The 25,859-nt window shown below is 65.0% G+C and carries 28 protein-coding genes and 1 pseudogene; 27 read left to right on the top strand and 2 right to left on the bottom strand.

The window, feature by feature from the left end; genetic code table 11:
* The first annotated feature begins 1 nt into the window (after window position 1).
* Window positions 2-1,165, top strand: a complete 1,164-nt coding sequence (locus tag FG99_RS28615) for an acyl-CoA dehydrogenase family protein (RefSeq protein WP_023101141.1) — start codon at window positions 2-4, stop codon at window positions 1,163-1,165.
* 10 nt (window positions 1,166-1,175) lie between these two features.
* Window positions 1,176-1,985 carry an HpcH/HpaI aldolase/citrate lyase family protein gene (locus FG99_RS28610; RefSeq protein WP_034075624.1) on the top strand — a complete coding sequence of 270 codons (810 nt, stop codon included), beginning with the start codon at window positions 1,176-1,178 and terminating at the stop codon, window positions 1,983-1,985.
* Window positions 1,986-2,234: 249 nt separating this feature from the next.
* Here FG99_RS28610 and FG99_RS28605 read toward each other — a convergent pair whose 3' ends face one another.
* Window positions 2,235-3,473 carry an OprD family porin gene (locus tag FG99_RS28605; protein ID WP_023101139.1) on the bottom strand — a complete coding sequence of 413 codons (1,239 nt, stop codon included), beginning with the start codon at window positions 3,471-3,473 and terminating at the stop codon, window positions 2,235-2,237.
* Window positions 3,474-3,755: 282 nt separating this feature from the next.
* Between FG99_RS28605 and FG99_RS28600 the strand changes: the two genes are divergently transcribed.
* The 20 genes from FG99_RS28600 to FG99_RS28510 all read left to right on the top strand — a co-directional run bounded on the left by FG99_RS28600 (window position 3,756) and on the right by FG99_RS28510 (window position 20,650).
* Entirely contained in the window at window positions 3,756-4,952 is a 1,197-nt protein-coding gene (locus tag FG99_RS28600; RefSeq protein ID WP_023101138.1) for an acetyl-CoA C-acetyltransferase, read from the top strand.
* A gap of 8 nt (window positions 4,953-4,960) precedes the next feature.
* Complete coding sequence (locus FG99_RS28595) at window positions 4,961-5,830, top strand: alpha/beta fold hydrolase (RefSeq protein WP_023101137.1); 870 nt, start codon at window positions 4,961-4,963, stop codon at window positions 5,828-5,830.
* A 45-nt stretch (window positions 5,831-5,875) separates the two neighbouring features.
* The gene (locus FG99_RS28590) at window positions 5,876-6,766 is read left to right on the top strand and encodes an MBL fold metallo-hydrolase (RefSeq protein ID WP_023101136.1); all 891 of its coding nucleotides are present in this window, start codon (window positions 5,876-5,878) and stop codon (window positions 6,764-6,766) included.
* Window positions 6,767-6,893: 127 nt separating this feature from the next.
* On the top strand, window positions 6,894-7,796 hold the full coding sequence (locus FG99_RS28585; protein ID WP_023436188.1) for a LysR substrate-binding domain-containing protein: 903 nt from the start codon (window positions 6,894-6,896) through the stop codon (window positions 7,794-7,796).
* Between the two features lie 124 nt (window positions 7,797-7,920).
* Window positions 7,921-8,973, top strand: coding sequence for a cyclase family protein (locus FG99_RS28580; RefSeq protein ID WP_034075625.1), 1,053 nt, complete (start codon window positions 7,921-7,923; stop codon window positions 8,971-8,973).
* Between the two features lie 12 nt (window positions 8,974-8,985).
* A complete protein-coding gene (locus FG99_RS28575) occupies window positions 8,986-9,687 on the top strand; it encodes an SDR family oxidoreductase (protein ID WP_034075626.1) in 702 nt (233 codons plus the stop codon).
* Between the two features lie 183 nt (window positions 9,688-9,870).
* Window positions 9,871-10,575 carry a 3-oxoacid CoA-transferase subunit A gene (locus tag FG99_RS28570; RefSeq protein WP_043273570.1) on the top strand — a complete coding sequence of 235 codons (705 nt, stop codon included), beginning with the start codon at window positions 9,871-9,873 and terminating at the stop codon, window positions 10,573-10,575.
* Window positions 10,576-10,577: 2 nt separating this feature from the next.
* Window positions 10,578-11,282, top strand: coding sequence for a 3-oxoacid CoA-transferase subunit B (locus tag FG99_RS28565; RefSeq protein WP_043273569.1), 705 nt, complete (start codon window positions 10,578-10,580; stop codon window positions 11,280-11,282).
* Between the two features lie 10 nt (window positions 11,283-11,292).
* Entirely contained in the window at window positions 11,293-12,180 is an 888-nt protein-coding gene (locus FG99_RS28560; RefSeq protein WP_043273568.1) for an acyl-CoA thioesterase, read from the top strand.
* Window positions 12,181-12,374: 194 nt separating this feature from the next.
* Window positions 12,375-13,673, top strand: coding sequence for an MFS transporter (locus FG99_RS28555; protein WP_043273567.1), 1,299 nt, complete (start codon window positions 12,375-12,377; stop codon window positions 13,671-13,673).
* A 16-nt stretch (window positions 13,674-13,689) separates the two neighbouring features.
* On the top strand, window positions 13,690-13,968 hold the full coding sequence (catC, locus tag FG99_RS28550) for a muconolactone Delta-isomerase (RefSeq protein ID WP_043273566.1): 279 nt from the start codon (window positions 13,690-13,692) through the stop codon (window positions 13,966-13,968).
* Window positions 13,969-14,031: 63 nt separating this feature from the next.
* Entirely contained in the window at window positions 14,032-15,276 is a 1,245-nt protein-coding gene (locus FG99_RS28545; RefSeq protein ID WP_043273564.1) for an acetyl-CoA hydrolase/transferase family protein, read from the top strand.
* Window positions 15,277-15,429: 153 nt separating this feature from the next.
* Window positions 15,430-15,756 (top strand): LysR substrate-binding domain-containing protein, encoded by a 327-nt coding sequence (locus FG99_RS31735; protein ID WP_228757823.1) that lies wholly within the window; start codon window positions 15,430-15,432, stop codon window positions 15,754-15,756.
* A 209-nt stretch (window positions 15,757-15,965) separates the two neighbouring features.
* Window positions 15,966-16,238 carry a hypothetical protein gene (locus FG99_RS28540; RefSeq protein WP_172616479.1) on the top strand — a complete coding sequence of 91 codons (273 nt, stop codon included), beginning with the start codon at window positions 15,966-15,968 and terminating at the stop codon, window positions 16,236-16,238.
* Window positions 16,239-16,336: 98 nt separating this feature from the next.
* Window positions 16,337-17,305: a DUF932 domain-containing protein gene (locus tag FG99_RS28535; RefSeq protein ID WP_043273562.1), complete on the top strand. Its 969-nt coding sequence runs from the start codon at window positions 16,337-16,339 to the stop codon at window positions 17,303-17,305.
* Between the two features lie 154 nt (window positions 17,306-17,459).
* Complete coding sequence (locus FG99_RS28530; RefSeq protein ID WP_023101168.1) at window positions 17,460-17,861, top strand: hypothetical protein; 402 nt, start codon at window positions 17,460-17,462, stop codon at window positions 17,859-17,861.
* 134 nt (window positions 17,862-17,995) lie between these two features.
* A complete protein-coding gene (locus FG99_RS28525) occupies window positions 17,996-19,000 on the top strand; it encodes a YqaJ viral recombinase family nuclease (protein WP_043273560.1) in 1,005 nt (334 codons plus the stop codon).
* 79 nt (window positions 19,001-19,079) lie between these two features.
* Window positions 19,080-20,000: a recombination directionality factor gene (locus FG99_RS28520; protein WP_043273559.1), complete on the top strand. Its 921-nt coding sequence runs from the start codon at window positions 19,080-19,082 to the stop codon at window positions 19,998-20,000.
* Window positions 20,001-20,046: 46 nt separating this feature from the next.
* Window positions 20,047-20,229 (top strand): hypothetical protein, encoded by a 183-nt coding sequence (locus FG99_RS28515; RefSeq protein WP_043273558.1) that lies wholly within the window; start codon window positions 20,047-20,049, stop codon window positions 20,227-20,229.
* A gap of 85 nt (window positions 20,230-20,314) precedes the next feature.
* Window positions 20,315-20,650, top strand: coding sequence for a hypothetical protein (locus FG99_RS28510; protein ID WP_034077538.1), 336 nt, complete (start codon window positions 20,315-20,317; stop codon window positions 20,648-20,650).
* A 29-nt stretch (window positions 20,651-20,679) separates the two neighbouring features.
* On the opposite strand, the gene FG99_RS28505 is transcribed toward FG99_RS28510, so the two are convergent.
* Window positions 20,680-21,027 (bottom strand): helix-turn-helix domain-containing protein, encoded by a 348-nt coding sequence (locus FG99_RS28505; protein ID WP_043273556.1) that lies wholly within the window; start codon window positions 21,025-21,027, stop codon window positions 20,680-20,682.
* A 138-nt stretch (window positions 21,028-21,165) separates the two neighbouring features.
* On the opposite strand from FG99_RS28505, the gene FG99_RS28500 reads away from it, so the two are divergent.
* The 5 genes and pseudogenes from FG99_RS28500 to FG99_RS31730 all read left to right on the top strand — a co-directional run.
* Complete coding sequence (locus tag FG99_RS28500; protein WP_043273555.1) at window positions 21,166-21,612, top strand: hypothetical protein; 447 nt, start codon at window positions 21,166-21,168, stop codon at window positions 21,610-21,612.
* Between the two features lie 29 nt (window positions 21,613-21,641).
* Window positions 21,642-21,959, top strand: coding sequence for a lipoprotein (locus tag FG99_RS28495; RefSeq protein ID WP_043273554.1), 318 nt, complete (start codon window positions 21,642-21,644; stop codon window positions 21,957-21,959).
* A gap of 172 nt (window positions 21,960-22,131) precedes the next feature.
* Window positions 22,132-24,693, top strand: coding sequence for an autotransporter family protein (locus FG99_RS28490; RefSeq protein ID WP_043273553.1), 2,562 nt, complete (start codon window positions 22,132-22,134; stop codon window positions 24,691-24,693).
* On the top strand, window positions 24,693-25,547 hold the full coding sequence (locus FG99_RS28485; RefSeq protein ID WP_043273550.1) for an alpha/beta hydrolase: 855 nt from the start codon (window positions 24,693-24,695) through the stop codon (window positions 25,545-25,547). Before FG99_RS28490 ends, FG99_RS28485 begins: the two co-directional genes overlap by 1 nt.
* 38 nt (window positions 25,548-25,585) lie before the next feature.
* Window positions 25,586-25,789: pseudogene (locus FG99_RS31730) on the top strand (STAS domain-containing protein); the annotation flags it as partial.
* Window positions 25,790-25,859 lie beyond the last annotated feature (70 nt).

Here is a 25,859-nt window from a genome sequence, read left to right as displayed (position 1 = left end):
GATGAACCACCACGACAACGAAGAACTCAATGCCATCCGCGAAGGCGTGCGCGCCCTCTGTGCGGAGTTCCCCGCCGAGTACTGGCGCAAGGTCGATGAAGCGAAAGGCTTCCCCGAAGCCTTCGTCAAGGCCATGACCGAGGCCGGCTGGCTGTCGGCGATGATCCCCGAGGAATACGGCGGCTCCGGCCTGGGCCTGGCCGAGGCCTCGGTGATCCTCGAGGAGGTCAACCGCTGCGGCGGCAACTCCGGGACCATCCACGGGCAGATGTACAACATGTTCACCCTGCTGCGTAACGGCAGCGAGGAGCAGAAGCGCTACTACCTGCCCAAACTCGCCAGCGGCGAACTGCGCCTGCAGTCCATGGGCGTCACCGAGCCGACCACCGGCACCGACACCACCAAGATCAAGACCACCGCCGTGCGCAAGGGCGACAAATACGTCATCAATGGCCAGAAGGTGTGGATCTCGCGGGTGCAGCACTCCGACCTGATGATCCTGCTGGCCCGCACCACGCCGTTGGCCGAGGTGAAGAAGAAGGCCGAGGGCATGTCGATCTTCCTGGTCGACCTGCGCGAGGCCATCGGCAACGGCCTGACCGTGCAGCCCATCGCCAACATGGTCAACCACGAGACCAACGAGCTGTTCTTCGACAACCTGGAAATCCCCGCCAGCAGCCTGATCGGCGAGGAGGGCAAGGGTTTCCGCTACATCCTCGACGGCCTCAACGCCGAGCGCACGCTGATCGCCGCCGAATGCATCGGCGACGGCCGCTGGTTCATCGACAAAGCCAGCCAATATGCCCGCGACCGCGTGGTGTTCGGCCGCCCCATCGGGCAGAACCAGGGCGTGCAGTTCCCCATCGCCGAGGCGCACATCGAGGTGGAAGCGGCCGACCTGATGCGCTGGAAGGCCTGCGCGGAATACGACGCCGGGCGCAACGCCGGGGCCGCGGCGAACATGGCCAAGTACCTGGCGGCCAAGGCCAGCTGGGAGGCGGCCAACGCCTGCCTGCAGACCCATGGCGGCTTCGGCTTCGCCAACGAATACGACGTCGAGCGCAAGTTCCGCGAGACGCGGCTGTACCAGGTGGCGCCGATCTCCACCAACCTGATCCTCTCCTACGTGGCCGAGCACCTGCTCGAACTGCCGCGCTCGTTCTGACGGAGGCCACATGCAACTGGACAAGCTGCGCAGCGCGCTGTTCGTGCCGGGAGATCGCCCGGAGCGCTTCGCCAAGGCCCTGGCCAGCGGCGCCGATGCCGTGATCGTCGACCTGGAGGATGCCGTGCAGGCGTCCGCCAAGGCCCAGGCGCGCGAACATCTGCGCGCCTTCCTCGACGCCCACCCCGACGCCGGCGTCTGGGTACGGGTGAACATGGCCGGGCACCGGGAACACGATGCGGACCTCGACCTGTGCCGTCATCGTGGCGTGGTCGGCCTGCTGCTTCCCAAGTCGGAAAGCGTCGAGCAGGTGGTCAATGCCGCCACGGTCGGCAAACCGGTACTGCCCATCGTCGAGAGCGCCCTGGGCCTGCGGGCGTTGCCGGAAATGGCACGGGTTGCCGGCGTGCAGCGCCTGACCTTCGGCGGCCTCGACCTGTGCCTGGACCTGGGCATCAGCGCGGGTACCCCGGTCGCAACGCGCCTGCTCGACCAGGTACGCTACGAGCTGTTGCTGCACACCCGCCTGGCCGGCCTCGCCGCGCCACTGGACACCGTGTTTCCCGAGATCGCCAACCCCGAGGGCCTCGCCCGCTTCGCCCACGATGCCCGAGATGCCGGTTTCGCCGGCATGCTGTGCATCCACCCGCGCCAGGTCATCGGCGTGCACCAGGCGCTGGCGCCAACCCGTGAACAGTTGGATTGGGCGCAAAAGATCGTCGGCGCGGCCCAAGGCAATGGTGCTTTCCAACTGGACGGGCAGATGGTCGATGCACCGGTGATCGAACGCGCCCGGCGCCTGCTCGCACTGCACGACTGACAGTACCGACCTCGCTTGCGCCGGCCCTCGTGGCCGGCTTTTTTTGCACCGCCGCCACCCCGCAGATGCGCTTGCGAGCAGATATCCAGGCAGCGCAAAGACGAACACCCGGTCCATCGTGGAGACCGGGCGTGCGTTTACCTCAGGGTAGGGATTCCGGCATCGGCAAGAGTTGGCTCGCCGTCCGGGCGCACCGGGCAAGCCCGGTGGATCGGGCAGCCGCCTTCTTGTGGAAGGCGGCCCCGCAACTCATTTCAGCGACAGCGTGTAAGAGAGGATCAGGCGATTCTCGTCCAGCTCGCCGGCGCCATCGGAGCGCACCGTCGCATTGCGCCAGCGCACGCCGAAATTCTTCAGCGGGCCGCTCTGCACCACGTAGGTGATATCCAGGTTGCGCTCCCATTCCTTGCCGGCCTTGCCGCCGATCTCATAGCCGTCGCCACGGATGTAGCGGTTGATCATGGTCAGGCCGGGGATGCCGAAGGCGCTGAAGTCCAGGTCATGGCGCACCTGCCAGGAGGTTTCCTGCGCGCGGGTGAAGTCGAGGATCTGCACCACGTTGGCACCGTAGGTGTCGGCATCCTGCAGGTACGGGAAGGGGCTATCGCCGCTGTTGTCCTGGTAGCCGACACGGAAGGTCTGCGCGCCGTAGTTGGCCGAGAGCATAGCGGTGGTCAGGCCGTTGTCGATGTCGCCACCACGGGCAGCGCCGTTCTCCGAGGAATCGAAGTAGCCCAGGTTGGCGCTCAGTACCCAGTCACCCACCTTGCGGCTGCCCTGGAAGCCCAGGTAGTTCTGCTCGTAGACATCCTGCAGTTCGGCACGCCAGTAGGCGAGGTTGACCGTCGGCGAAAAGGCGTAGGTAGCGCCGAAGTAGTCGAAGTGATCACCACTGACGTTGTAGTTGCCGGCGATGATCTCGTCGTGGTTGCCACTGGAGTTGCGGAAGTTGACCTTGTCGAAACGGCCCAGGTCCAGGGTCAGGTTGTCGATGTCGCTGGAGGTCAGCGTGGCGCCGTTGTAGATCGGCGGCAGCAGGCGCGCATCGCTGGAGAGCAGCACCGGCGTCTTGGGGGTGAAGCCGCCGACCTTCAGCTCGGTCCTGGCGATCTTCATCTTCGCCACGCCCGAGAGGTCGCTGTAGCTGCCAGGGCCGGAATCGCCGAAGCGGTTGGGCAGCAGGCCGGTACCGGCGCGGGCGTCGGAGGAATCGAGCTTCAGGCCCAGCGCGCTGTACAGCTCCAGCCCCACGCCGACGGTGCCTTCGGTGTAGCCCGACTTGGCGCTGAACATGAAGCCCTGGGCCCATTCCTCACGCTTGGATTGCGGCGCGTTGTCCTGGCGGAAGTCGCGGTTGAAGTAGATGTTGCGCAGGCCGAGGTTGACGCTGCTGTCCTTGATGAAGTCGGCATGGGCCAGCGCCGGGAGCGCCAGGGCCGGCGGCAGCGCGAGCAGGCCGCAGAGCCGGGCCAGAGAAGGATTCTGCATGGAGGTATCCGTGTTGGTTGTTGTTGTTTTCGAATGACCCGGAAGGGGAACGCCGGGGTGCGCAGAAGGATGCAAACGCGAAGGCACGGACAGGTATTGGGTTTTTCTTAAGGAGCCGTTTCACGAAAACGAAGAGCGCCTCGCAGCCCAGGCGGGCGCGGCGACTTAAGCAATGCGGAAGGCAGGCTTTTGCGATGCGAAATTGCCCCGCCCGCGTCACCTTGCCCATGCTGGCCGGCATTCCCCTGGCAAGCCCATTCCCCCAAGAACAAGGCCGACCCCATGCACGACGCGCTGATCGTTTCTCCCCTGCGAACCCCCATCGGCAAGTTCGGCGGCGCCCTCGCCCCGTTGACCGCCGACCAGCTCGCCGCCGGCATCATCCAGGCCCTGCTGCAGCGCCTGGACATTTCCCCGGCGACGCTGGACGAGGTGATCGTCTCGCAGTCCTATGCCTCCAGCGAGGCTCCCTGCATGGGCCGCTATGCCGCGCTGGCCGCCGGCCTGCCGCTGGAAGTGCCCGGCTATACCCTCGACCGCCGCTGCGGTTCCGGCCTGCAGGCACTGGCCGACGCGGCGATGCACGTGCAGACCGGCCACGCCCAGGCGGTGCTGGTGGTGGGCGTGGAGAGCATGAGCAACATCGAGTACTACAGCACCGACATGCGCTGGGGCGCCCGCGCCGGCAGCGTGAAGTTCCACGACCGCCTGGAGCGCGGCCGCGAGCGCTCGCAGCCGCACGAGCGCTTCGGCTACATCTCCGGCATGCCCGAGACCGCCGAGAACCTGGCCCGCGACTACGGCATCAGCCGCGAGGAAGCCGACCGCTTCGCCGTGCGCAGCCACCACAATGCCGCCGCCGCGTGGCGTGACGGACGCTTCGCCGAAGAAGTGGTAGCGATCGACGTACCCGGCAGGCGTGGCAGTCGAACCACCGTATCGATGGACGAAGGCATCCGCGAGGACGCCAGCCTGGAAAGCATGGCCGGCCTGCGCGTGCTGCTGCCTGACGGCGTGTGCACGGCGGGCAATTCCAGCCAGCAGAATGACGCTGCGGCGGCCTGCCTGGTGGTCTCGCCGGACTATGCCCGACGCCACGACCTCAAGCCGCTGGCGCGCCTGGTGGACTGGGCGGCAGCCGGCTGCGACCCCGCGCGCATGGGCATCGGCCCGGTGCCGGCGGTGGAGAAGCTGCTGCAACGCACCCGGCGCACGTTGGCCGAGATGGACCTGATCGAGGTCAACGAAGCCTTCGCCGCCCAGGCGCTGGCCGTGCTCAAGGCCTGGGGCCTGGAGGATGACGAGCGGGTCAACGTCAACGGTTCGGGCATCTCCCTGGGCCATCCGATCGGCGCCACCGGCGTGCGCATCATGACCACCCTGCTCCACGAGATGCAGCGCCGCGGCGCACGCTACGGACTGGAAACCCTGTGCATCGGCGGCGGCCAGGGCATGGCCGCGCTGTTCGAACGGGTGTGAGGACGGGCATGAACTGGATCGAAGTCAACCAGGCCGCCCTGCGCTACCAGTTGCTGCCAGCCGAACGCCCCGACACGCCGGTGCTGGTACTCATCCACGAGATGGGCGGCAGCCTGGAAAGCTGGGACGACCTCTGCGCCACCCTGGCCGGCGAACTCACGCTGCTGCGCTACGACACCCGCTGCGCCGGGCTGTCGGAAAAATTTCCCGGCGAGTTGACCATCGACGATCACGTGGCCGACCTGGCAGCCCTGCTCGACGCGCTGCGGATCGATACCCCCGTCGCGCTGATGGGCGTCGCTGTCGGAGCGGCCATCGCCATCCGTTTCGCCGCCCGGTATCCCGGGCGCTGCCAGCAGCTGATCGGCCTGGCGCCGGCCTGCGGGGTCGCCGCTTCGGCTCGCGATGCCACCCGCCGGCGCGCTGCCGCGTTGCGTGAAGAAGGCCTGGGCGAACTGGTGCCGGCACTGCTGGAAAAAACCTGGCCTGCCCCGCTGCGCACCGATGCCGGGCGCTTCGACGCCTTCCGCCTGCGCTGGCGCGCCGCCGATCCCCAGGGCTTCGCCGCAACTTTCGCCATGCTGGCCGGCCTGGAACTGGAAAACGACCTGCCCCGCCTTCCGCAACGCACCCTGCTGGTGGCCGGCGAATACGACGCCCTGCGGCCCCCGTCAGAAATAGACCGCCTGGCCCGATGCGCTGCACAGATCGAGCCTTTGCAGGTAGCCTCCGGGCATTTCATGCCGCTGCAGAGCCCCCGACTGGTCGCCGCGCTGGTGCGCGGTTATGTGTGCGCCGGGTTGTCCGGCTCGACGCTCTACCGGGCGTTCATCGAGCACCCGCAGCACCGCGTCGGCGCCAGTGGCCATGCCGCCTGAAGCACACCGTGATAGCAGAACAACGACAATGAGGAACCACGCCCCATGATGCAGTCGCGCAAGATCGGTGACATCAAGGTCACCCGCATACTCGAATACGCAGGCCCCACCCACGACCCGGCGTTCCTCTTCCCACAGATGGACAGCCAGGTGCTGGAAGAACACCGCGAGCTGATGGCGCCGAACCACTGGATTCCGCACATGAACAAGCTGATCGTCACCATCCAGTTCTGGATCGTGCACGTGGGCAGCGAGATCGTGGTGATCGACACCGGCGTCGGCAACTTCAAGCCGCGCCCGGGCATCGCGCGGATGAACATGCTCAACGGCCTGGTGCGCGAGTGGATGATTGCAGCCGGCGCGCCGCCGGAGAAAGTCACCCATGTGGTCATCACCCACCTGCACGCCGACCATGTGGGCTGGAACACCACCTGGAAGGACGGGCGCTGGGAGCCGACCTTCCCCAACGCCACCTACCACTTCCCCAAGGACGACTTCGACTTCTGCCACCAGGGCAAGAACAAGGAAGGCGGTGTCATCGACGTGTTCGGCGAATCCTTCTTCGACAGCGTGATGCCCATCGTCGATGCCGGCCTTGCGCGGATGATGGTCCCCGGCGAGGAAGTCGCCGACTGCCTGCAGGTGCAGGCAGCGCCCGGCCACAGCCCCGGCCAGGTAATCTTCAAGGTACGCTCCGGCAACGAGGAAGGCATCTTCTGCGGCGACATCCTGCACAGCCCGGTGCAGATCGTCCGCCCGGACATCAACTCCGGCTACTGCATCTGGGAAGACACCGCCCGGCAGACGCGCCTGGCCTTCCTCAATGAAGCCGCCGACTCCGGCGCGCTGATCCTGCCGGTGCACTTCGGCGAGCCCCATTGCGGCTTCATCCGCCGCCAGGGCGAGGGCTTCCGCTTCGAGGCGGCTCACTGGTGAGCCCGTTGCCCGCGCCGCCCCATGCGGCGCGGGCCGTGCATGGCGGCGCCGGAGCGACGAACACCGTCTATGCAGGCCATTCACCAGCCAGTACCGTGGCATACCACTTGGCAAGAAGTACCTGACCATGGCGATGCATTTCGATATCACGGATTTCCGGCTGTTCATCAACATCGCGGAAACCAGCAGTCTCACCCGCGGCGCGGAGCGCTCCTTCCTCTCCGTGCCAGCCACCAGCAACCGCATCAAGAACCTCGAGGACAACCTCGGCATGCGTCTGCTGGAGCGCTCGCCACAGGGCGTGACCCTGACCAACGCGGGCAAGACCTACCTGCAGCACGCGCGCATCATTCTTTCCCAGCTGGAGATGCTCACCGGCGACCTGCAGCAGTACGCCGAAGGCCTCAAGGGCCAGTTGCGCCTGCTGGCCAACACCACGGCCATTACCGAATACCTGCCGCCAGTGGTGGGCGAATACCTCAAGACCCACCCCGACGTGCACATCGATATGCGCGAGCGCTTGAGCGACGACATCGTGCGCTGCATCCGCGATGGCAGCGCGGACCTGGGCATCGTCTCCGGCAGCGTGGTCACCGACGGCCTGCAGAGCGTGCCGCTGGTGAGCAGCCGGTTGATGGTCATCGCCCCCGAAGGCCACCCGATCCTCGAAGGTGGCGAAGTGTATTTCAAGCAAGCCCTGCAATACGCCTTCGTCTCCCTGCTCGAAGGCAGCGCCATCCACGTCTTCCTCAGCCGCGCGGCGGCGGCGCTGCACATCCCCTTGACCATCCGCGTGCAGGTCGCCAGCTCCGATGCCATCTTCCGCATGGTCGAGGCCGGCGCCGGCATCGCCATCGTGCCCCAGGCCGGCTTCGAGCGGCTCAAGGGCAGCCAGAAAATCGGCTCGTGCAAGCTGCTCGACCCCTGGGCGGTGCGCACCTTCCAACTCTGCGCCCAGGACTTCGACGGCCTCTCGGCCTTCGCCCGCGACTTCGCCGACAGCCTGATCGACTGCTACCGCGCGGCTTAACCCCAGGTTAAGTCCCCCTTTCGAAGAGGCCAATTGTCCACCTCAAACGAGTCTGGGAGCCTTGTCGCACAAGGATGCGCCACGTTCCAGGGCGCTCCGCCACCAACAATGACAAGGACCACCCATGGCCGAACAACGTTGGAAGAAACGCCCCGAGGGCTCGAACTGGGGCGACTTCGGCCCCGACGACCAGAGGGGCCGGCTGAACCTGCTGACGCCGCAGAAGGTGCTGCAGGGCATCGCCGAAGTGCGCGAGGGGCTGGCCTTCTGCCTCAGCCTGCCGCTGGACTACCCGGGCGGCAACGCGATGAACGTCAACCGCCTGCCGCCGATCCTGCGCCCGCTGTTGCGCAAGGGCGGGGTCAACATGAACTACCAGTACCAGTGGATCCAGGAAGGCCGCCCCGACGTGCTCAGCGATGATCTGGCGATCCTCCACCTGCAGTACTCCACCCAGTGGGATGCGCTCTCCCACGTCGGCGCGCTGTTCGACGCCGATGACGACGGCGTCCCCGAGCCGCTGTACTACAACGGTTTCAGCGCTGGCGGCGACATCGAAGGCCCCAGCGACCTCCAGGACTGCGGTATCGCCGGGCCGATCAAGCCCCACAGCACCTCCTGCGCCCACGCGCTGGGCATCGAGCGCATGGCCGAGACCTGCGTGCAGGGCCGCGGCGTGCTGATCGACCTGCACCACCACTTCGGCCTCGAGCGCACGCACATCGGCTACGACGAGCTGATGCGGGTGATGGACGCCGACAACGTGGAAGTCGAGGCCGGCGACATCGTCTGCCTGCATACCGGTTACGCCGAAGCCCTGCTGGGGATGAACCGCAACCCCGACCCGACGGAACTGGATCGGCTGGCCGCCGTGCTCGACGGCCATGATTCGCGGCTGCTGAACTGGATCACCGACAGCAACCTGGTGGCCATCGCCGCCGACAACTACTCGGTGGAAATCTTCCCCGCCGGCCATGCCGGTGATTGCTGCTCGGTGATGCCGCTGCACCACCACTGCCTGTTCAAGCTGGGAGTACACCTGGGTGAACTCTGGCACCTCACGCCGCTGGCCAACTGGCTGCGCGCCAATGGCCGCAACCGCTTCCTGCTCACCGCCCCGCCACTGCGCCTGCCCGGCGCCGTGGGCGCCCCGCTCAACCCCATCGCCACAGTCTGACGGAGTTCCATTATGCCCAGAGAACGCGTGCTCATTACCGGAGGCGCCTCCGGCATCGGCGCGGCCATCGCCCAACGCTGCCGCGAGGACGGCTTCGAGCCGGTGATCATCGACCGCATCGGCGACGGCCTGATCGCCGACCTGAGCGATACCCGCGCCACCGCCGCCGCCCTCGAACAGGTCCTGGCCGATGGCCCGATCACCCGCCTGGTGAACAACGTCGGCATGGTCTGCCCCAACCCCGCCGACGAGCAGAGCTTCGAAGAACTGGAACGCGTCTGGGCGCTGAACGTCCGCTGCTCGCTGCAGTGCATGCAGGCGCTGCTGCCGGGCATGAAGGCCGCCGGCTTCGGGCGCATCCTCAACATGTCCTCGCGCGCCGCGCTGGGCAAGGAGCTGCGCAGTGCCTACGCGGCCACCAAGGCCGGGTTGCTGGGCATGACCCGCGTCTGGGCGCTGGAGCTGGGCCGGCATGGCATCACCGCCAATGCCATCGGCCCCGGCCCCATTCGCACCGAGCTGTTCGAACGCGCCAACCCGCCGGACAGCCCGCGCACCCGGGCGATCATCGACAGCGTGCCGGTCAAGCGCCTGGGCGTGCCGGACGACATCGCCCAGGCGGCCTCGTTCTTCCTCGATGCACGCGCTGGCTTCGTCACCGGCCAGGTGCTCTACGTGTGCGGCGGCATGACCGTCGGCGTAGCCGCCGTCTGACCTGCATCACCCCGCTGGCCCGCCTCATCAACGGGCCAGCAGCTTGTTAATCCGCGGTTAAACACCCCTTCCGCAGATTGAAATTGTGACCCCCAGGGCGCGCTGGCAAGCTGGTTTCCAGGCGCGATGAAGGCCGGAAAAGGCCGCATCCGGCCGCGATGAAAACGAAAAGGACCCGCAGTCATGATCGACAAGCTTTGCCCCAGTGCCGCCCAGGCGCTGGCCGAGATTCCCGACGGCGCGATCATCGCCGTGGGCGGCTTCGGCGGTGCCGGGATGCCCGAAGACCTGATCGACGCGCTGATCGCCCAGGGCGCGTGCGACCTCACCCTGGTGAGCAACAACGCCGGCCAGGGCGATACCGGCCTGGCCGCTCTGCTCAAGGCCGGCCGCGTGCGCCGCATTCTCTGTTCCTACCCGCGCATGGTCGGCTCCCACGTGTTCGAGGAACTGTACCGTGCCGGCAGAATCGAGCTGGAGATCGTCCCCCAGGGCAACCTCGCCGAGCGCCTGCGCGCCGCCGGCTGCGGTATCGGCGGGTTCTTCACCCCCACCGGCTACGGCACGCTGCTCGCCGAAGGCAAGGAAACCCGCCTGATCGACGGCCGCCACTACGTGTTCGAAACCCCGATCCACGTCGACTACGCGCTGATCAACGCCGAGGTCGGCGACCGCTGGGGCAACCTGGTGTACCGCAAGACCGCGCGCAACTTCAGCCCGGTGATGGCCATGGCCGCGCGCCACACCATCGCCTCGGTGGGGCGTGTCTGCGCCCTGGGCGAGATCGACCCGGAGCAGGTGGTCACCCCAGGCATCTTCGTCAAACGGATCGTGCAGCGCACCCGAGCCGTCGCCCCCAGTGAAGTCCACCGCAGCAAGGCAGGTTGAGCATGGACAAACAGACCCGCAACGCCATGGCCGCCCGCGTGGCCCGCGACATCCCCGAAGGTGCCTACGTCAACCTGGGCATCGGCCTGCCGACCCTGGTGGCCAACCACCTGCCGGCGGACAAGGACATCTTCCTGCACAGCGAGAATGGCGTGCTCGGCCGCTGGACCGGTGCCAAGCCCGGCGAGGAAGACTGGGACATGATCAACGCCGGCAAGGAGCCCATCTGCCTGTCGCCGGGCGCGGCGTTTTTCCACCATGCCGACTCCTTCGGCATGATGCGCGGTGGCCACCTGGACATCTGCGTGCTCGGCGCCTTCCAGGTTGCGGCCAACGGTGACCTGGCCAACTGGCACACCGGCTCGCCGGACGCCATCCCTGCCGTCGGGGGCGCCATGGATCTGGCCATCGGCGCCAAGCGTATCTTCGTGATGATGGAGCACTTGGCGAAGGACGGAGCGTGCAAGCTCATCGAACACTGCACCTACCCGCTCACCGGCATCGGCTGCGTCAGCCGCGTGTACACCGACCTCGCCACACTGGAGATCACCGCCGAGGGCGTGCAGGTCATCGAGCTGGCGGGCGAGACCACGGCCGAGGCGCTGCAGGCCGTCACGCCGATCCCGCTGGACTTCTCCACGCTGCGCAGCCGCCCTGCGCGGGCCTTGAGCCCGAGCGCCGAGCGGGCGCTGAGCAGCTCCACCTGAGGACGCCGCCGTGAGCACCTTCGACCGTGCAAGAGCCTGGGATCAGGGCGATCTGACACAGCTGCTGAGCCTGGAAGACGGCCCACAGGACACCTTCCGTGCCACCGTCAACGACAGCAACGTCAACGGCCGCGTGTACGCCGGACAACTGCTCGGCCAGGCCCTCTGGGCCGCCGCGCAGACCGTGCCGCACCGCGTGCCCAGTACCCTGCAGGCCACTTTCCTGCAGGGCGCGCGCCCCGAGGACGCGCTGGAATACAAGGTGGAAGCGCTGCAGGATGGCCGGCGCTTCTCCAGCCGGCACATCTACGGCGTGCAGGGCACCGCGCTGGTGCTCAGCGCCCACGCGACCTTCCAGCACCCCGGCGAATGCATCGATGCGACGCCACGCCTAGAGCGCGAAGTCCCGCCCCCGGAAAGCCTGCCGGACCTGCGCGAACTGGCCGAGCGCTACCCCGGCCAGGGCGAGGCGGCGCAGGTGCGTTTCACCGGGCAACCACTGCTGGATATCCGCCCGGTGAATCCCGCGGTGTACTTCGGCCGCACACCGTCGCAGAACGAAATCGCCTACTGGGTACGCCTGCTGCAACCGCTGACGGCCGAAGGTTGCCTGCACCATGCGGCGCTTGCGTATCTCTCCGACTGCTGGTTCAACGGCGCCCTGACACCCCCTGCGGGTGCGAGGGAGCTGTGGCAACGGCACTACGTCGCCAACCTCAACCACACGCTGTGGTTCCACACCCCCGAACCGGCCTGCGACGACTGGCTGCTGTTCGTCAGCCAGGCCACCCGCAGCCTGGCCGGACGCGGCCTGGCGCTGGCGCACATCTACCGCCGCGACGGCCGCCTGATCGCCAGCATGGCCCAGGACCTGCTGACTTCACCGAGGACCGACTGACCGCTTAGCACGATCGAAAGGCAGGCTTTCGCAAAGGCAAATGGGCGCGCGAAGCAATCTACCGCATGCTCGCCTCACGAACCGAGCCCCCGCCCGCCTGGCGGTCAGCTCGCACGACGAGCGCCACCCAAACGCTGCAACCGCGGCCACGCGCCGCGAACCGACACCCAATAACAATAAGGACGGTAATCACCATGTTCGACTGGTACAAAACCGGCTCCCGGCAGGAGCGCAAGACCTTCTGGGCCTGCTTCTCCGGCTGGGCGCTGGATACCTACGACGCGCAGATGTTCAGCTTCCTGCTGCCGGCGCTGATGGCGGTCTGGCAGATCTCCAAGGGCGAGGCCGGCATCGTCGGCACCGCCGCGCTGCTCTCGGCCTCCCTAGGCGGCTGGATCGCCGGCATCCTCAGCGACCGCTATGGCCGTGTGCGCATCCTGATCTTCACCATCTGCTGGTTCACCCTGTTCGGCTTCATCGCCGGCTTCACCCAGAGCTATGAGCAGATGCTGGTGATCCGCACCCTGCAGGGCCTGGGTTTCGGTGGTGAGTGGGCGGTCGGCGCGGCGCTGATGGCCGAGGTCATCCGCCCGGAACACCGTGGCAAGGCATTGGGCTTCGTGCAGAGCGGCTTCGCCCTGGGCTGGGCTGCCGCCGCGGTGATCATGACTGGCCTGCTCGCCTGGCTGCCGCAGGATCTGGCCTGGCGCGTGGCCTTCTGGGTCGGCGTGATTCCGGCTGGCTTCGTGCTGTTCATCCGCCTCCACGTGAAGGATCCGGAGATCTACCGGCAGGCCACCGCCAAGGTAGAAGAGAAGGCCTCGATGCTCTCCGCCTTCCGCCCCGCCGTGATCCGCCTGACTCTGCTGGCCGCCGTACTGGTCACCGGCCTGCAGGCCGCCGCCTACACCATCATGGCCTGGCTGCCGACGCTGATGGTCTCCGAGCGCGGGCTCAAGCCTGGCCCGGTGATCTTCACCATGCTGATCATGTGCGCGGGCGCTTTCGCCGGCTTCATGGTCACCGCCTGGATCGCCGACCGCTACGGCCGTCGCCCCGCCCTGCTGCTGTTCAGCGTCGGCGCTTGGATCTTCACCGTGGTCTACATGCTGGTGCCGATGAGTACGGAACTGCTGATGGCCATGGCCTTCCCCGTGGGCGCTTTCGCCACCGGCATCTTCGCGGTGCTCGGCCCGTTCCTGAGCGAACTCTTCCCCACCCATGTGCGCACCACCTGCATGGGCTTCTCCTACAACCTGGGCAAATCCCTGGGCGCGCTGTCCATCGCCGGCGTCGGCGTGCTCTCCGAGAAGATCGGCCTGGCGCAGTCCATCGGCACGTTCTGCCTGGTGGCCTACGCACTGTCCGTGACCGCTGTGCTGCTGCTGCCCGAAACCCGTGGCGTACGCCTGCAGGATGTCGACGCCAAGGTCATGAACGACGGCGAAAGCGAGCCCTCCAGCGGCGCCCAACTGTCCCAGAGCAAACTCTGACACCCGAGGAATCACCATGCTGTACTGCGTAAGAATGGACGTGAACATTCCCCGCGATATCCCGGCCGAGGAAGTCGAGGCGATCAAGGCCGCCGAGAAGGCCCGCGCCACCGAAATCCAGCGTTCGGGGAAATGGCCGCACCTGTGGCGCGTCGTCGGCCAGTACTCGAACATCAGCGTGTTCGACTTAGAGAGCAACGACGAGCTGCACGCTCTGCTCTCCAGCCTTCCGCTGTTCCCCTTCATGACGATACAGGTCACCCCGCTGGCCAGGCACCCCTCCTCCATCGCCTGACTCTGGCGGCGGCTCTTCCGGGCCGCCGCCGTCTTCCCACGACTTTCAGGATGCGGCCACGCCATGCCAATGCTGCTGCAAGCGGACGCGCTCGACCTCAGTGAACTGATCCGCCCCGGCGATACCGTACTCTGGGGCCAGGCCAACGCCGAACCCCTGCCGCTGACCCAGGCGCTGATGGAGCAACGCGCGCGCATCGGCCGCTTCCGCGTCATGCTCGGCATCGCCAGCAGCCGGACCTGTGGCCCCGAACATGCCGACGTGGTCGATTTCCTCGCCTACTGCGGCGCCGGCGCCAACCGCGAACTGGGCAACGCCGGGGTGCTCGATATCCTGCCCAGCCACTATTCGCAACTGCCCGGGCTGATCGCCAGCGGAGCCCTGCGCATCGACGTGCTGATGCTGCAACTGGCACCCGCCGACGCCAATGGCCGCTACAGCCTGGGCATCGCCCACGAATACCTGCTGCCTGCATTGGACCACGCGCGGGTGGTCATTGCCGAAGTGAACCAGCAGGCGCCACGCACCTTCGGCGAACGCACACTGGGCGAGGAAGACCTCGACGCCATCCTGCACACCGACCGGCCTCCACTGGAAAATCCCCCGGCGCGCATCCGCGAAGCGGACACCCGTATCGCCGCGCACATAGCCGAGCTGATCGACGACGGCGCCACCTTGCAGATCGGCATCGGCGCCATTCCCGACGCGGTGCTCGGCGCTCTGCGCGCCCATCAAGACCTGGGTGTGCATTCGGGCAGCCTGGGCGACAGCGTCGCGCAACTGATGCAGGCCGGCGTGATCACCAACGCCTGCAAGAGCCGCGACCGGCATGTCAGCGTAGGCGGGGTGCTATTGGGCAGCCGGGTGATCCACGACTACGCCCACGACAACCCGGCCATCCAGTTGCGCTCTACCGCCTATACCCACGACGCGGACGTGCTCGCCAGCCTGGACCGCTTCGTGGCGATCAACTCCGCCGTGGAGGTCGACCTCACCGGCCAGATCAACTCGGAAGTCGCCGCCGGCAGCTACGTCGGCGCCGTGGGTGGCGCCTTGGACTTCCTGCGCGGCGCTGCTCGCGCCAAAGGCGGCCTGCCCATCATCGCCCTGCCCTCCACCGCAGGCAGCGGCAGCCGCATCGTCGCCCGACTCAACGGCCCCGCCACTATCCCGCGCAGTGATGCCGGGTTGATCGTCACCGAATTCGGCGTCGCCGACTTACGTGGCAAGACTATTCGGGAAAGAGTGGCATGCATGCTGGAAATCGCCCACCCGCGACACCGTGCGGCGCTGGAGGCACAACTCTAAGCTCGCGCGGGGCATGACGGTCGACTTCCGCTTTTTACGACCCAGCAATCCGCCATGAAGAAATCGAAGCTTCGAAGGAATGTCCGCTGAGGCTCGGAAACGAGCCTTGACGCCGGCCCCCCCCCCAGGCAACTGCCCTCCTCGGCACTTGCCATGCAGGGACAACACCAGGTTCCGCGGTTCACCGTGAAGGTTGCCGTTGGCAGGCAGCCAGCTCTTATCTGTAATGATCCTGACACGGAATTGGAAGCCACCCTGGCAGGCATGTGCATTGGCCAAATTCCTGCCTATCTGACTGAGCCCCATCTGCGGTCAGGAAAGCTGGTTTCTGTTTTGGCTGATCTCGCCCCTGCGCCATGGGATCTGTTCATATACCGCCCGCAGCAGGGTCCTGTATCGAAGCGGGTGCGATTGGTGTACGCCCACCTTAAGCAGGCTTTCTCAAACCCCAAGCTATTTCCCCAGGGCCTGGGGACATAGCTTGAATACCTGCCAGCAATCGTCCGCTTTTGGCCGCTTGCTGCCGGCCACGGCCGGCAGCGTTGGGCTTTCTACGACACAGCAATTAGATTCGAAATAATTTCAGTCCTACATCACTGCCATGACATACCCACCATGGAGGCTCTCCAGCCATGTCATTGCAGTGTCCTCGTTGTAACTCCCCCAAGATCGCAACCCTGCACCCCGCCATGAAGATCGGTGCCTTGGTCGGCACGATCGGTGGCGCCGCACGCGGCGCATCAGCCGCTCTTGCTGGCGGCCAGACCGGCGCAGCAGTCGGCGCCATTGCCGGCCCGTTGGGCATCACCCTTGGCTCATTGTCCGGCGCCATTCTCGGCGGCCTGACCGGTGGCGTCGGCGGTTGTGCGCTGGGTGCCCAGCTCGGCGACCAGTTGGATCGTCACGTGCTCGCCAACAACCTCTGCCTGATCTGCGGTCATCGCTTCAACCTGCCGACCTGATCGGCTTCGTTCTTCGCTCCCCTTCCCTTTCATCCCTTCCGCCGGTGCTGCGCTTCGCGCAGCGCTTTATGCCGGCTATTGCTCACAGGAAACTCATCATGGCTCATCTCATCGAACGTATGGCCTATGTCGGCGAAGCTCCCTGGCATGGCCTGGGCAGTCGCCTCTCCCCGAAACAACCGCTGGAAGCCTGGCAGCGAGAAGCTGGCATGGACTGGCAAATCCAGGAAAGCCCGGTCCATTTCAAAGCCGACGCAGTCGGTCACCTGGGTAGCATCCATTCTTTCCCCGAACAGAAGGTGCTCTACCGCTCCGATACCAAGGCTCCGCTCTCGGTAGTCTCCCAGCGCTATCAGGTGGTGCAGCCGCGAGAGGTGTTGGAGTTCTATCGCGACCTGACCCAGGTCTCTGGCTACGAGTTGGAAACCGCTGGTGTGCTCAAGGGCGGCCGCAAATTCTGGGCACTGGCACGCACTGGGCAAAACACCTCGCTGAAGGGCAACGACCTGGTCAACGGCTACCTGCTGCTGGCCACCTCTTGCGACGGCACCCTGGCCACCACGGCGACGCCGACCACCGTACGGGTAGTCTGCAACAACACTCTGACCATCGCCGTCGACGGTGCTACCCGGGCGATCAAGGTGCCGCACAGCACCCGCTTCGATGCCCAGGTGGTGAAAAAGCAACTGGGCATCGCCGTCTCGCAATGGGACGAGTTCATGTACCGCATGCGTCATCTCGCCGAGCGCAAAGTGCAGTGGCACGAAGCTATGGGCTATTTCATGCAAGTGCTCTGCGACGCCCAGCCCAACAATCCGTTACCGGATGCCCTGCCGAACGAGCGTGCGCTGCGTCGAGTGCAAAGCCTGTACGAAGGCCGCGGTCGTGGTTCGCAGTTGGAGGCTGCCAACGGCACCGCTTGGGGTCTGCTCAATGCCGTCACCGAGTACGTAGACCACGAGCGACGCGCACGCAGCAACGAATACCGCATGGACTCGGCCTGGTTCGGCCAAGGGGCAGTGATCAAACAACGTGCCCTGGATGTGGCCCTGCAGCTGGTAGCCTGACGACAGTTCCCTCCTCTCGCTATTCATCTTCGCCCAAGCAGTTCTGCGGCTACAGCGATTGCTCGCAAGTACCACAGCATTGGGCGCTCTCTTCCACCCGCCGGGGTTCCGCTCCTGTGGAGTGGACTCCGGTGTTTCATTGGAGGCCTCTCTCATGGGCTGGCTGTTCTCATCCCGTACCCGGTCAGAGCTGATCCGAGATCTGACCCGACCTGAAGACCAGGCTCGCGCCCACGTTCGAGTCATTGCCCACACCCTGCGGGGCAATGTGCTGTGGTCGGTCAGCGAAGTGACAGCGAAAACCGAAGGCGTTCACCCAGGCCTCGCTCCCGGCGAGTCCATGCGCTACATCCGCTGTGATCTGCTGCAACGCCGTGGCGGTGAGTGGGGGTACAAGGCCATGGATGAGTCCATGGCGCCGTACTACTACAGTTGCCCGCTGCGCTATCTCGACCTGGCCAAGGAACTCTCTCCCGCCTGGCGCGACAAGGTTCGCGCCCATCATGCTCGGCGACGTCAGTCGGCGACCGCCACAGCCGGCGCTGTAGCCCAGTAAGCGGGAGTGATCGCAGCGCCACCTGGATGCGGTCCTCCCGTTGATGGCCTGACGGCCATGGCCCTCTTCATTCCTCCCACGATGCCCGACCGGCTCTGCCGGCCGGGCATTTTTATGTCCGGAGAAAAAGCCTCATGACTCACGCCCATTCCACACCCAACAGGGCACGGCAGCGCCCTGCCCTGCGCCTGGTCGGTACCAAGGATCTGTCCCGCGATGACTGGCTGGCGGTACGCAAACACGGTATTGGCAGTTCTGACGCTGCGGCCGCGGTCGGCCTCAACCCCTACAAGTCGCAGCTGGAACTGTGGCTGGAAAAGACCGGCCGCGACGCTGGGCTGCCCAAGAGCGATCCGAACGACGAGGAAAGCCCAACCTACTGGGGCAACATCTTGGAGCCCATCGTCGCCAACCACTATGCCCGCCGTACCGGCAACCGGGTACGGCGGATCAATGCCGTGCTGCAGCATCCGGATCCGAAACTGGACTGGATGCTGGCCAACATCGACCGCGAGGTGATCGGCGCCAGCGACGTGCAGATCCTTGAGTGCAAGACCGCCGGTATCAATGGCGCTCGCCTGTGGAAGGACGGTGTACCGGTGTACGTGCAACTGCAGGTGATGCACCAGTTGGCGGTCACCGGCAAGCAGGCAGCCGACGTAGCCGTGTTGCTCGGTGGCCAGCACCTGGAGATCCATCGCATTGAGCGCGACGAGGAGCTCATCGGCCGCTTGATCGAGCTGGAGCGCGACTTCTGGGGCTACGTGCAACGCGATACGCCACCGCCGGCGGATGGTTCCGACTCGGCGGAGCAGGCCCTGCGCTGCCTGTACCCGGAGGACCACGGCCACACCCTGGACTTCACTCAGGATCCGGTGTTGTCGGCCGCCTTCGATGAGCTGCAGATGGTACGCGCCAGCCTGGAGGCCCAGGGCAAGCGCGAGGCCGAGTTGAAGCAGCAACTGCAGCAGGCCATGGGCGATGCCAGCCGGGCGCTGTTCGCCAATGGCGCCGTGTCCTGGCGCAAGGCCAAGGACAGCGTGGTGCTCGATGTGCCCCTGCTGCTCAAGGAAAAGCCCTACCTACTGGCGCGCTACCCCGCCACCAAGCTCGGCAGCCGGCGCTTCCTGATCATCTGATATCGCTTCCCCCCTTGACCACCTCGGCGTCATCCCTGCGCCGGGGTGGTCTTTTTTATTCATCCACTGGAGAACCACCATGCTCAAAGGCTTGGCCATTACCCCGCCAGTGCTCGGGCGGATTTCCATCGGCAAGGTCGTCGAGAAGAACGGCAAGCGACTGCCGGAGAAGGACGATCAATTCACCCTCACTTCGCAGGTCCAGCTGCTGGATGGCTGGTTGGCCCATCCCCTGGACGAGGAACTGCGCAAAGCGCAGGGCGGCAAGATCCGCAGCATTCCGATCCGCCTGTTGTTCAACGCGCCGGAGCTGAATTTCCGCGCCGAGTACTGCCTGTTCGATCGGCAATCCGGGCGGCCGCTGTGTGTCGGCAACGGTGAGACCTGTAAGCGCCGGGGTCAGGACGGTATCGCCTCGCTGCCCTGCCCTTCGCCGGATGGCTGTCCGTTGGCCAAGGGTGGTGCCTGCAAGCCCTACGGTCGCCTCAACGTCGCCATCGGCGATGAGGATCCGCTGGGCAGCTTCGTGTTCCGCACCACCGGCTTCAACAGCATCCGCACCCTCGCAGCGCGACTGCAGTACCTGCAGGCGATTTCCGGCAACCGCCTGGCGTGCCTGCCGCTGGAGCTGCGTCTGCGCGGCAAGTCCACCCGGCAAAGCCACGGCTCGCCGATCTTCTACGTCGACATCACGGTGCGCAGTGGCCTGTCGATGGAGGAAGCGCTGCTACAAGCCCGGGAACTCGATGAAGCGCGCCAGGCCTCCGGCTTCGACCAGGTGGCGCTGGATGCCACGGCGCGGCTGGGCTTTGCCAACGGCGCTTTCGAGGACAGCGACGAGGAGACCGGGGCCATCGCCGAAGAGTTCTTCCCGGAGCCGGCCCCCGAGTCGCCCCCTTCGGCCGCTCCAGTAGCGGAACCGCTCACTACGCCGAAACCCACCCTGTCGACGCTGCTGAAAGCCCGCGCCGAAGCTCGGGCCCAACATGCCGCGGACTGATGTCCGCGGCATCCCCCACCCTTCAACCTACGAGGAGGATCGCGCCATGAGCCTAGTGCGTTTCATTGGTTTGCTGTTCGTGTTCATCGGCGTACTGGCCAGTTGTACGGTGGCTGTTGCGTTGCTGGTGCTCATGTTTCGTTTCTGGCCGCTGGCGCTAGTAATTGTGCTGGCGCTTGTCCTGCTCCACCGACTCCTCCAACGGGTCAGGCTCCGCATTTCCCTCTAGTCCCCTGGCGGCATAAGCAGGAGCCGTCGGGGCTCCTACTCGCCGATTTCTCATTTCAACTTTCCGCCTAACAGGAGCACTCACCATGATCACACGGTGTCTGATCTGTAACTCTTCCGTGGTGCTGTCCAAGGATGCCGCCAAAGCACTGGCTCGGCTGATGGGCACGCTGGACGGTTTCTTGCGCGGCATCCAGCAGTCACCTGCCCAGCAGCAGCCGATTACCTCGGACCTGCATTGCGAAAGCCCGCTGGAGCGCGCGTTCAACCTGATGCTCGATGGCGTCTGCGGCGCGGCGGCGAACTGGAACAGCACCGGCGATTTCATTCGCGACGTGCGCCGCTTCCAGTTCATGGAATACGACTGCCTCTGTCTTCGTTGCGGGGCGAAGTACAACGAAGAGCCCATACCGCGCCGCTAGCTCAACTCTGCTGGCTGAAGTGGCCCCCCTCACCCGCGACTAAGTCGCTCACTTAACCGTTCGACCATCTCTACGACCAACTGACGGTCGCTCTCCTCCAAGGCATTCAGCAATCCGCTGATCCGCGTGGCCTGGTCATCCGGGCGCAAGCTGGCCTCGCTCAGCAGTTCCATCGCGTTGCAATTGAAGATAGTCGCGAACTCGAACAGCCGGGCAATGTTGGGCATGACGATTCCGCGCTCGATGCGTGACACCGCCTCATTCCCCACGCCCAGGATCTCCGCCACTTCGTCCTGCGTCATCCCACAGCGCATGCGCTGCTTAGCAATCGCCCGCCCTACCGCTTCAGCCAGTGCTTTCTGATCCGTACCAGACATGATACCTCTCCCATTCAACCTGAATGGTTGGGCACCACCTCATTGACATGAAGAACACCACAGGTCGAAAATCACCTCAAAAGGTTGATTTTCGACTTTATTGGTGATCTTTCTTCACTCGATACAGGGATTGTCCCCATGCACAAGCAACTGCTCCTGGCTTCTCTCCTTGGCTGGCTGGCCACCAGCACCGCTTTTGCCGGCACCTACGAATGGACTTCCAGCTACACCCAAGGCGTCGAAGAACACCTGGTCGACGACGGCAACGGCAACCAATTGGACATCGCCTGCCCGGACGATGACGAAAGCTCCGTCTCCGCCTACGCCACCATCGCCGGTAAGCGGTACTCCTCTGAACATGACGGCTTCGACGTCATCGTCGACGGCACCACCTTCAGCAACCCCTTCTACACCGACTGTGAAGCCTGCAGTTCCAGCTTCCCGGGCTTCTGGGCGGCGCTGCGCAAGGCCCGCACCCTGCAGCTCAGCGCCGGAGGGCAGACGGTGAAGCTCCCGACCCAGAACCTTTCCCAGGTTCTCCAACCCCTGACCAGCAAGAAAAACCTCTGCCGCTCCGCCTGGTAGCCCGGAGCTCTTTCACAGGAATCTTTTCGATGAAGAAGTACCTCCCCCTGCTCCTGATCGTCGCTGCGCTGACCGGTTGCGATTCCAAGCCGCCCATTACCGTTGAACTGGGACAGAACGAAATGTGGGGCAGCCCACAGCTCCAAATCACCTCCAAGAAGAACGAGGTCACCATCAACAGTGTGGAAGTGAATCGAGGGAACTGTAAGCGCTACGTCTGGGAAGACCTGCCGCACAAGATGACCTTCGGCGAAGTGCTGAAGGTCGACTCGCGCTACTGCCAGAAGGTCGTCGAGGTTTCCATTTCCACCAGCGAGGGCGACTACGACTTCAGCTTCGACAGCTAATCCCTAGCTTCTCTTAACCCCCACTCGGAATACCCAACTCCGCCCACGGCCCTCGCTTGGCCGTGGGCGGAGCGGGGACCTTTTTGTTTTTTGAAAACCCAGGAACTGCCCGTCGAGACACATCCCAGAAGAGCAAAGCACCACAGCCACACACACTCAAGGACCTGAACCCATGACCCCGACGTACCGCAAAACCCTGCTCGCCCTGGCGATTTCCGCCAGTGCCCTGCCCCTCGCTGCACACGCCCTGACGTTGACCAACAGCGGCTTGGATAGCGAAGGCAACACCTACACCGACAGCACCGAAGTCACCGGTGCCTTCACTGGCAGCGACCAGCCCCTTCGCCTCTACAGCGACACCTTCAACCACGACCTGGTGCTCAATGCCCAGATCCAAGCCACCGGCGATGACCTCAACGGTGTCGACCTGTCCTACGCCGGCGATGATGACGCTCCCTCGCCCATCGGCGCGCCGACCGAGGTGTTCGGCAACCTGCAAAACAAGGGCAGCATCACGGTGAATGGCGCCGGCGTTACCGGCCTGCTGATCGATCCGGCCATCATCCACGGCAACCTGGTCAATGAAGGTACCCTGCAGGTGGCTGGTGGTGTGCTCGAGGGCGACGGTATCCGTGGCCTCAAGTTCGCCGGCCAGTCGGTGTTGCAGGGGGACCTGGTCAACGCTGCGAGCGGCAAGATCCTCGCCGATGGCAAAGAGGCCACGGGCATTCAGCTCAAGGGCGGCACCATCGCTGGCAAGCTGATCAACGATGGCCTGATCCAGGTCAGCGGCGCCGGTTCGACGGCAATCCTCGCCACCTATGACGATGACATCGGTGGTCCGGATCGGGTGGACCTCGGCGGGATCGAGAACCATGGCAGCATCCTGGCCAGCGGCGATGATGCAACCGCGCTACGTCTCGATGGCGTGAGCTTTGCCAATGCGCCGGTCCAGGTGCTCAACACCGGCACGATCCAGGCTGACGATGCCGCCATCGAGGTCGGTGCCTTCGATATCGACGGCGCGAACGCCAGCAATACCCTGGTCATCCAGAACAGCGGCAATTTGATTTCCAAAGACGAAGCCATTGATGCCTCCCAGGCTAGCGGCGGCGTGCACCTGATCTGGAACGCCGGCAGCATCACCGGCAACCTGATCGACCTATCCAATATCGAAGTGAACGGCGACGTGACCTTCAGCGGTACCGACGCCAGTACCGATGGCGCGAACATCCGCCTGAAGGACGCCGGTTGGCTGGATGTTGGTAGCGATGCTGCCAACACGCCGGCACACTTGGAATTCGCTCAGCCGCACACCACGATCCAGGGCAACCTGGATGTGGCGGGCAACTCCTCGCTGGGGCTTAACCTGAGTTCGGCCACGGATCCGAACAAGGCCGTGGTTGCGGTCTCCGGCACGGCGGAATTCGCCAAGGGCTCGCAGATCCAGCTGGCGGCCCAGGGCAATGACTTCAAGGCCCAGGGCACGACCTATACCTTGGTCCAAGCCGGCACCCTGCAGGATGAAGGCGTGAGCGTGACCAGCCGCTCGGCCCTGCTGAACGTCGACACCGTCAGCAGTGGCGACAACCAGATCCTGGCCAAGGTCAGCACCAAGGGCCAGGACGAAGTCGGTGAGGTGATCGGTCAGATTGGCGGCTCGGCCAACGCCCAACGTGCAGGCGCGGCCTTTAGCCAGGTGATTACTGGACTGGCGCAGAGCAATCCCGACGATCCGGTGTTCCAGGCCTACGTGAATGCCTCGCAGGATCCGGTGGCGCTGAAGCAACTGGCTGAGCAGCTGGCCCCAGAGGTGAACGGTGGCGCAACCCAGGCTGCCACCAGTGGGCAGACGCTGATGAGCAACGTCACCGGCAATCGCACCAGCAGCCTACGCGGTGCGTCTTCGGGCGATGTGCTGCAGAACACCGGCATCTGGGCCCAGGCGCTGTACAGCGACGCCAACCAGGATCTGCGTGACGGCGTGGCCGGCTTCAACGCCTACAGCCGCGGCATCGCCATCGGCGCCGATGGCAAGCTCACCGATCAGCTGACCCTGGGCGTGGCCTACAGCTTCCTGCACACCAGCGTGAACAGCGACAGCGGCAACACCACCGATGTCGACGGCAATGCTCTCACCCTGTACAGCGGCTTCGAACAAGGCAACTACTTCGTCGATGCCAACTTGAGCTACGGGATCAACGACAACGAGAGCAAACGCCACGTCGCCGGCACCACCGCCAAGGGCGATTACGACAGCCAGGTGCTGGGCGCCAATGTGGTCGGTGGCTACACCTATCACCTGAACGAGCAGATCCTCATCGAGCCGCGTCTGGCCGCTCGCTATGCGCGCGTCGACATCGATGGCTACCACGAGAAGGGTTCGTCGGCGGCGCTCAAGGTCGATAGCCAGCGCTACGAGGTGGCGGAACTGGGGGCTGGTGTGCGAGTGGCGGGCGACTTCCCGGTCGGCAATGGCAACCTGCAGCCGCAGGCCAAGCTGATGGCCTACCATGACTTCGCTGCCGATGAAGCCCAGAGCACGTCGACCTTTGTGCTGAGTGGCACGCCCTTCGTAAGCCAAGGTGCCAAGGCCGTACGCAACAGCTACGAAGCGGGTGTCGGTGCAGACTACCATCTGGGCGCGGTCACGGTTGGAGTCAGCTACGACTACACCGGCAAGACTGACTTCAATGCCGACACCTTAACCGCCAAGGTTCGTTACGACTTCTGATGAGCCACTACCTTTCCGGCCCACCTCTGTGGGCCGGTTTTCTTCGAACCCTATTGGCGCTGCTGGTGGGCGTCCTGCTAGCCGGCTGCCAGTCGCCCCGCGAAGCGCTGCAGCAGTTGGCGGATGAGCGTGGGCGACAACTGGAGATACTGCCGGGGCAGCCGTTCCCGTTGGCCATGCTTCCACCGCAGAGCGCCACGAAAGTCACTCGCCTGCGCGTCTACCTGGAGGGCGATGGCCATGCCTGGGCCACGGCGACACAACCCAGCCTGGATCCGAGCCCGCACAACCTGCTGGTGGCGCGGCTGGCCGTGGACGATCCGACGCCGAATGCCTACCTGGCGCGGCCTTGCCAATTCGTGATGGTACCGAGTTGCGAACCTGCGCTCTGGACTAATCGGCGCTTTTCCCAGGAGGTGGTCACCAACCTCAGCCAGACGCTGGATCAGTTGAAGCAACGTTACGGCAATCGGGAGTTCGAGCTGGTGGGGTATTCCGGCGGGGCAGCACTGGCACTGCTGCTGGCAGCTCAACGAGACGACATTACTCAGGTCCAGACTCTGGCCGGCAACCTCAGCCCTAGGCTTTGGGCACAAATGAAAGGGCTCTCGCCCCTCGACGGTTCGCTGGATCCGTTGGACTATCGGGATCGGCTGGCTTCAATACCACAGCGACATCTGGAGGGTGACGCAGACAACGTGATCCCCGCATCGCTAGCCAAGGCCTACCTGGAACGGCTACCTCCATACGCTTGCAGTCAGGTTGTAATCTCTCCGGCTACGGATCACCAGCAAGGCTGGGAGAATGCCTGGAAAACCTGGCGAGGTCAGCAGCTAAACTGCAAGAGCAATTGAGTTCTACAGCCACAAGCCGCCGGTGACCATGGATCGTCTTAGCAACCCTGACGGTAGATCTGCGAGAGGCGCATTTCTGGGATATCACAGCCGTTGCGGCGCTGGATAAGGTAGTCCTCAAACTGCGTCGCGCTGGAGTCCAGGTGGATGTCATCGGCATGAACCAAGCAACTGCAACGCTGGTTGATCGGTTTGGAGTTCACGACAAGCCTGACGGGATTGACTCATTGATGGGGCACTAGCAATGGGCCCTCACCGCCTATGTACCTGTTCGGCTGCGGTGGGCTTACGAGAGCCCGCCGTTGACCGGCG

The organism is Pseudomonas sp. AAC (genome assembly GCF_000725445.1).
GTDB lineage: Bacteria > Pseudomonadota > Gammaproteobacteria > Pseudomonadales > Pseudomonadaceae > Pseudomonas > Pseudomonas citronellolis.
This window is presented reverse-complemented; position numbering and strand designations above follow the sequence as displayed.

What these genes read in the sequence shown, in the direction of transcription:
- FG99_RS28580 (WP_034075625.1), top strand. Translation starts at nt 7,921, where the DNA reads ATGGCCGAACAACGTTGGAAGAAACGCCCCGAGGGCTCGAACTGGGGC.
- FG99_RS28515 (WP_043273558.1), top strand. Translation starts at nt 20,047, where the DNA reads ATGAGCCTAGTGCGTTTCATTGGTTTGCTGTTCGTGTTCATCGGCGTA.
- FG99_RS28595 (WP_023101137.1), top strand. Translation starts at nt 4,961, where the DNA reads ATGAACTGGATCGAAGTCAACCAGGCCGCCCTGCGCTACCAGTTGCTG.
- FG99_RS28540 (WP_172616479.1), top strand. Translation starts at nt 15,966, where the DNA reads ATGAAGATCGGTGCCTTGGTCGGCACGATCGGTGGCGCCGCACGCGGC.
- FG99_RS28500 (WP_043273555.1), top strand. Translation starts at nt 21,166, where the DNA reads ATGCACAAGCAACTGCTCCTGGCTTCTCTCCTTGGCTGGCTGGCCACC.
- FG99_RS28565 (WP_043273569.1), top strand. Translation starts at nt 10,578, where the DNA reads ATGGACAAACAGACCCGCAACGCCATGGCCGCCCGCGTGGCCCGCGAC.
- FG99_RS28525 (WP_043273560.1), top strand. Translation starts at nt 17,996, where the DNA reads ATGACTCACGCCCATTCCACACCCAACAGGGCACGGCAGCGCCCTGCC.
- FG99_RS28590 (WP_023101136.1), top strand. Translation starts at nt 5,876, where the DNA reads ATGATGCAGTCGCGCAAGATCGGTGACATCAAGGTCACCCGCATACTC.
- FG99_RS28505 (WP_043273556.1), bottom strand. Translation starts at nt 21,027, where the DNA reads ATGTCTGGTACGGATCAGAAAGCACTGGCTGAAGCGGTAGGGCGGGCG.
- FG99_RS28570 (WP_043273570.1), top strand. Translation starts at nt 9,871, where the DNA reads ATGATCGACAAGCTTTGCCCCAGTGCCGCCCAGGCGCTGGCCGAGATT.
- FG99_RS28510 (WP_034077538.1), top strand. Translation starts at nt 20,315, where the DNA reads ATGATCACACGGTGTCTGATCTGTAACTCTTCCGTGGTGCTGTCCAAG.
- FG99_RS28535 (WP_043273562.1), top strand. Translation starts at nt 16,337, where the DNA reads ATGGCTCATCTCATCGAACGTATGGCCTATGTCGGCGAAGCTCCCTGG.
- FG99_RS28605 (WP_023101139.1), bottom strand. Translation starts at nt 3,473, where the DNA reads ATGCAGAATCCTTCTCTGGCCCGGCTCTGCGGCCTGCTCGCGCTGCCG.
- FG99_RS28530 (WP_023101168.1), top strand. Translation starts at nt 17,460, where the DNA reads ATGGGCTGGCTGTTCTCATCCCGTACCCGGTCAGAGCTGATCCGAGAT.
- FG99_RS28610 (WP_034075624.1), top strand. Translation starts at nt 1,176, where the DNA reads ATGCAACTGGACAAGCTGCGCAGCGCGCTGTTCGTGCCGGGAGATCGC.
- FG99_RS28520 (WP_043273559.1), top strand. Translation starts at nt 19,080, where the DNA reads ATGCTCAAAGGCTTGGCCATTACCCCGCCAGTGCTCGGGCGGATTTCC.
- FG99_RS28600 (WP_023101138.1), top strand. Translation starts at nt 3,756, where the DNA reads ATGCACGACGCGCTGATCGTTTCTCCCCTGCGAACCCCCATCGGCAAG.
- catC (WP_043273566.1), top strand. Translation starts at nt 13,690, where the DNA reads ATGCTGTACTGCGTAAGAATGGACGTGAACATTCCCCGCGATATCCCG.
- FG99_RS28495 (WP_043273554.1), top strand. Translation starts at nt 21,642, where the DNA reads ATGAAGAAGTACCTCCCCCTGCTCCTGATCGTCGCTGCGCTGACCGGT.
- FG99_RS28615 (WP_023101141.1), top strand. Translation starts at nt 2, where the DNA reads ATGAACCACCACGACAACGAAGAACTCAATGCCATCCGCGAAGGCGTG.
- FG99_RS28490 (WP_043273553.1), top strand. Translation starts at nt 22,132, where the DNA reads ATGACCCCGACGTACCGCAAAACCCTGCTCGCCCTGGCGATTTCCGCC.
- FG99_RS28555 (WP_043273567.1), top strand. Translation starts at nt 12,375, where the DNA reads ATGTTCGACTGGTACAAAACCGGCTCCCGGCAGGAGCGCAAGACCTTC.
- FG99_RS31735 (WP_228757823.1), top strand. Translation starts at nt 15,430, where the DNA reads ATGCAGGGACAACACCAGGTTCCGCGGTTCACCGTGAAGGTTGCCGTT.
- FG99_RS28575 (WP_034075626.1), top strand. Translation starts at nt 8,986, where the DNA reads ATGCCCAGAGAACGCGTGCTCATTACCGGAGGCGCCTCCGGCATCGGC.
- FG99_RS28485 (WP_043273550.1), top strand. Translation starts at nt 24,693, where the DNA reads ATGAGCCACTACCTTTCCGGCCCACCTCTGTGGGCCGGTTTTCTTCGA.
- FG99_RS28545 (WP_043273564.1), top strand. Translation starts at nt 14,032, where the DNA reads ATGCCAATGCTGCTGCAAGCGGACGCGCTCGACCTCAGTGAACTGATC.
- FG99_RS28585 (WP_023436188.1), top strand. Translation starts at nt 6,894, where the DNA reads ATGGCGATGCATTTCGATATCACGGATTTCCGGCTGTTCATCAACATC.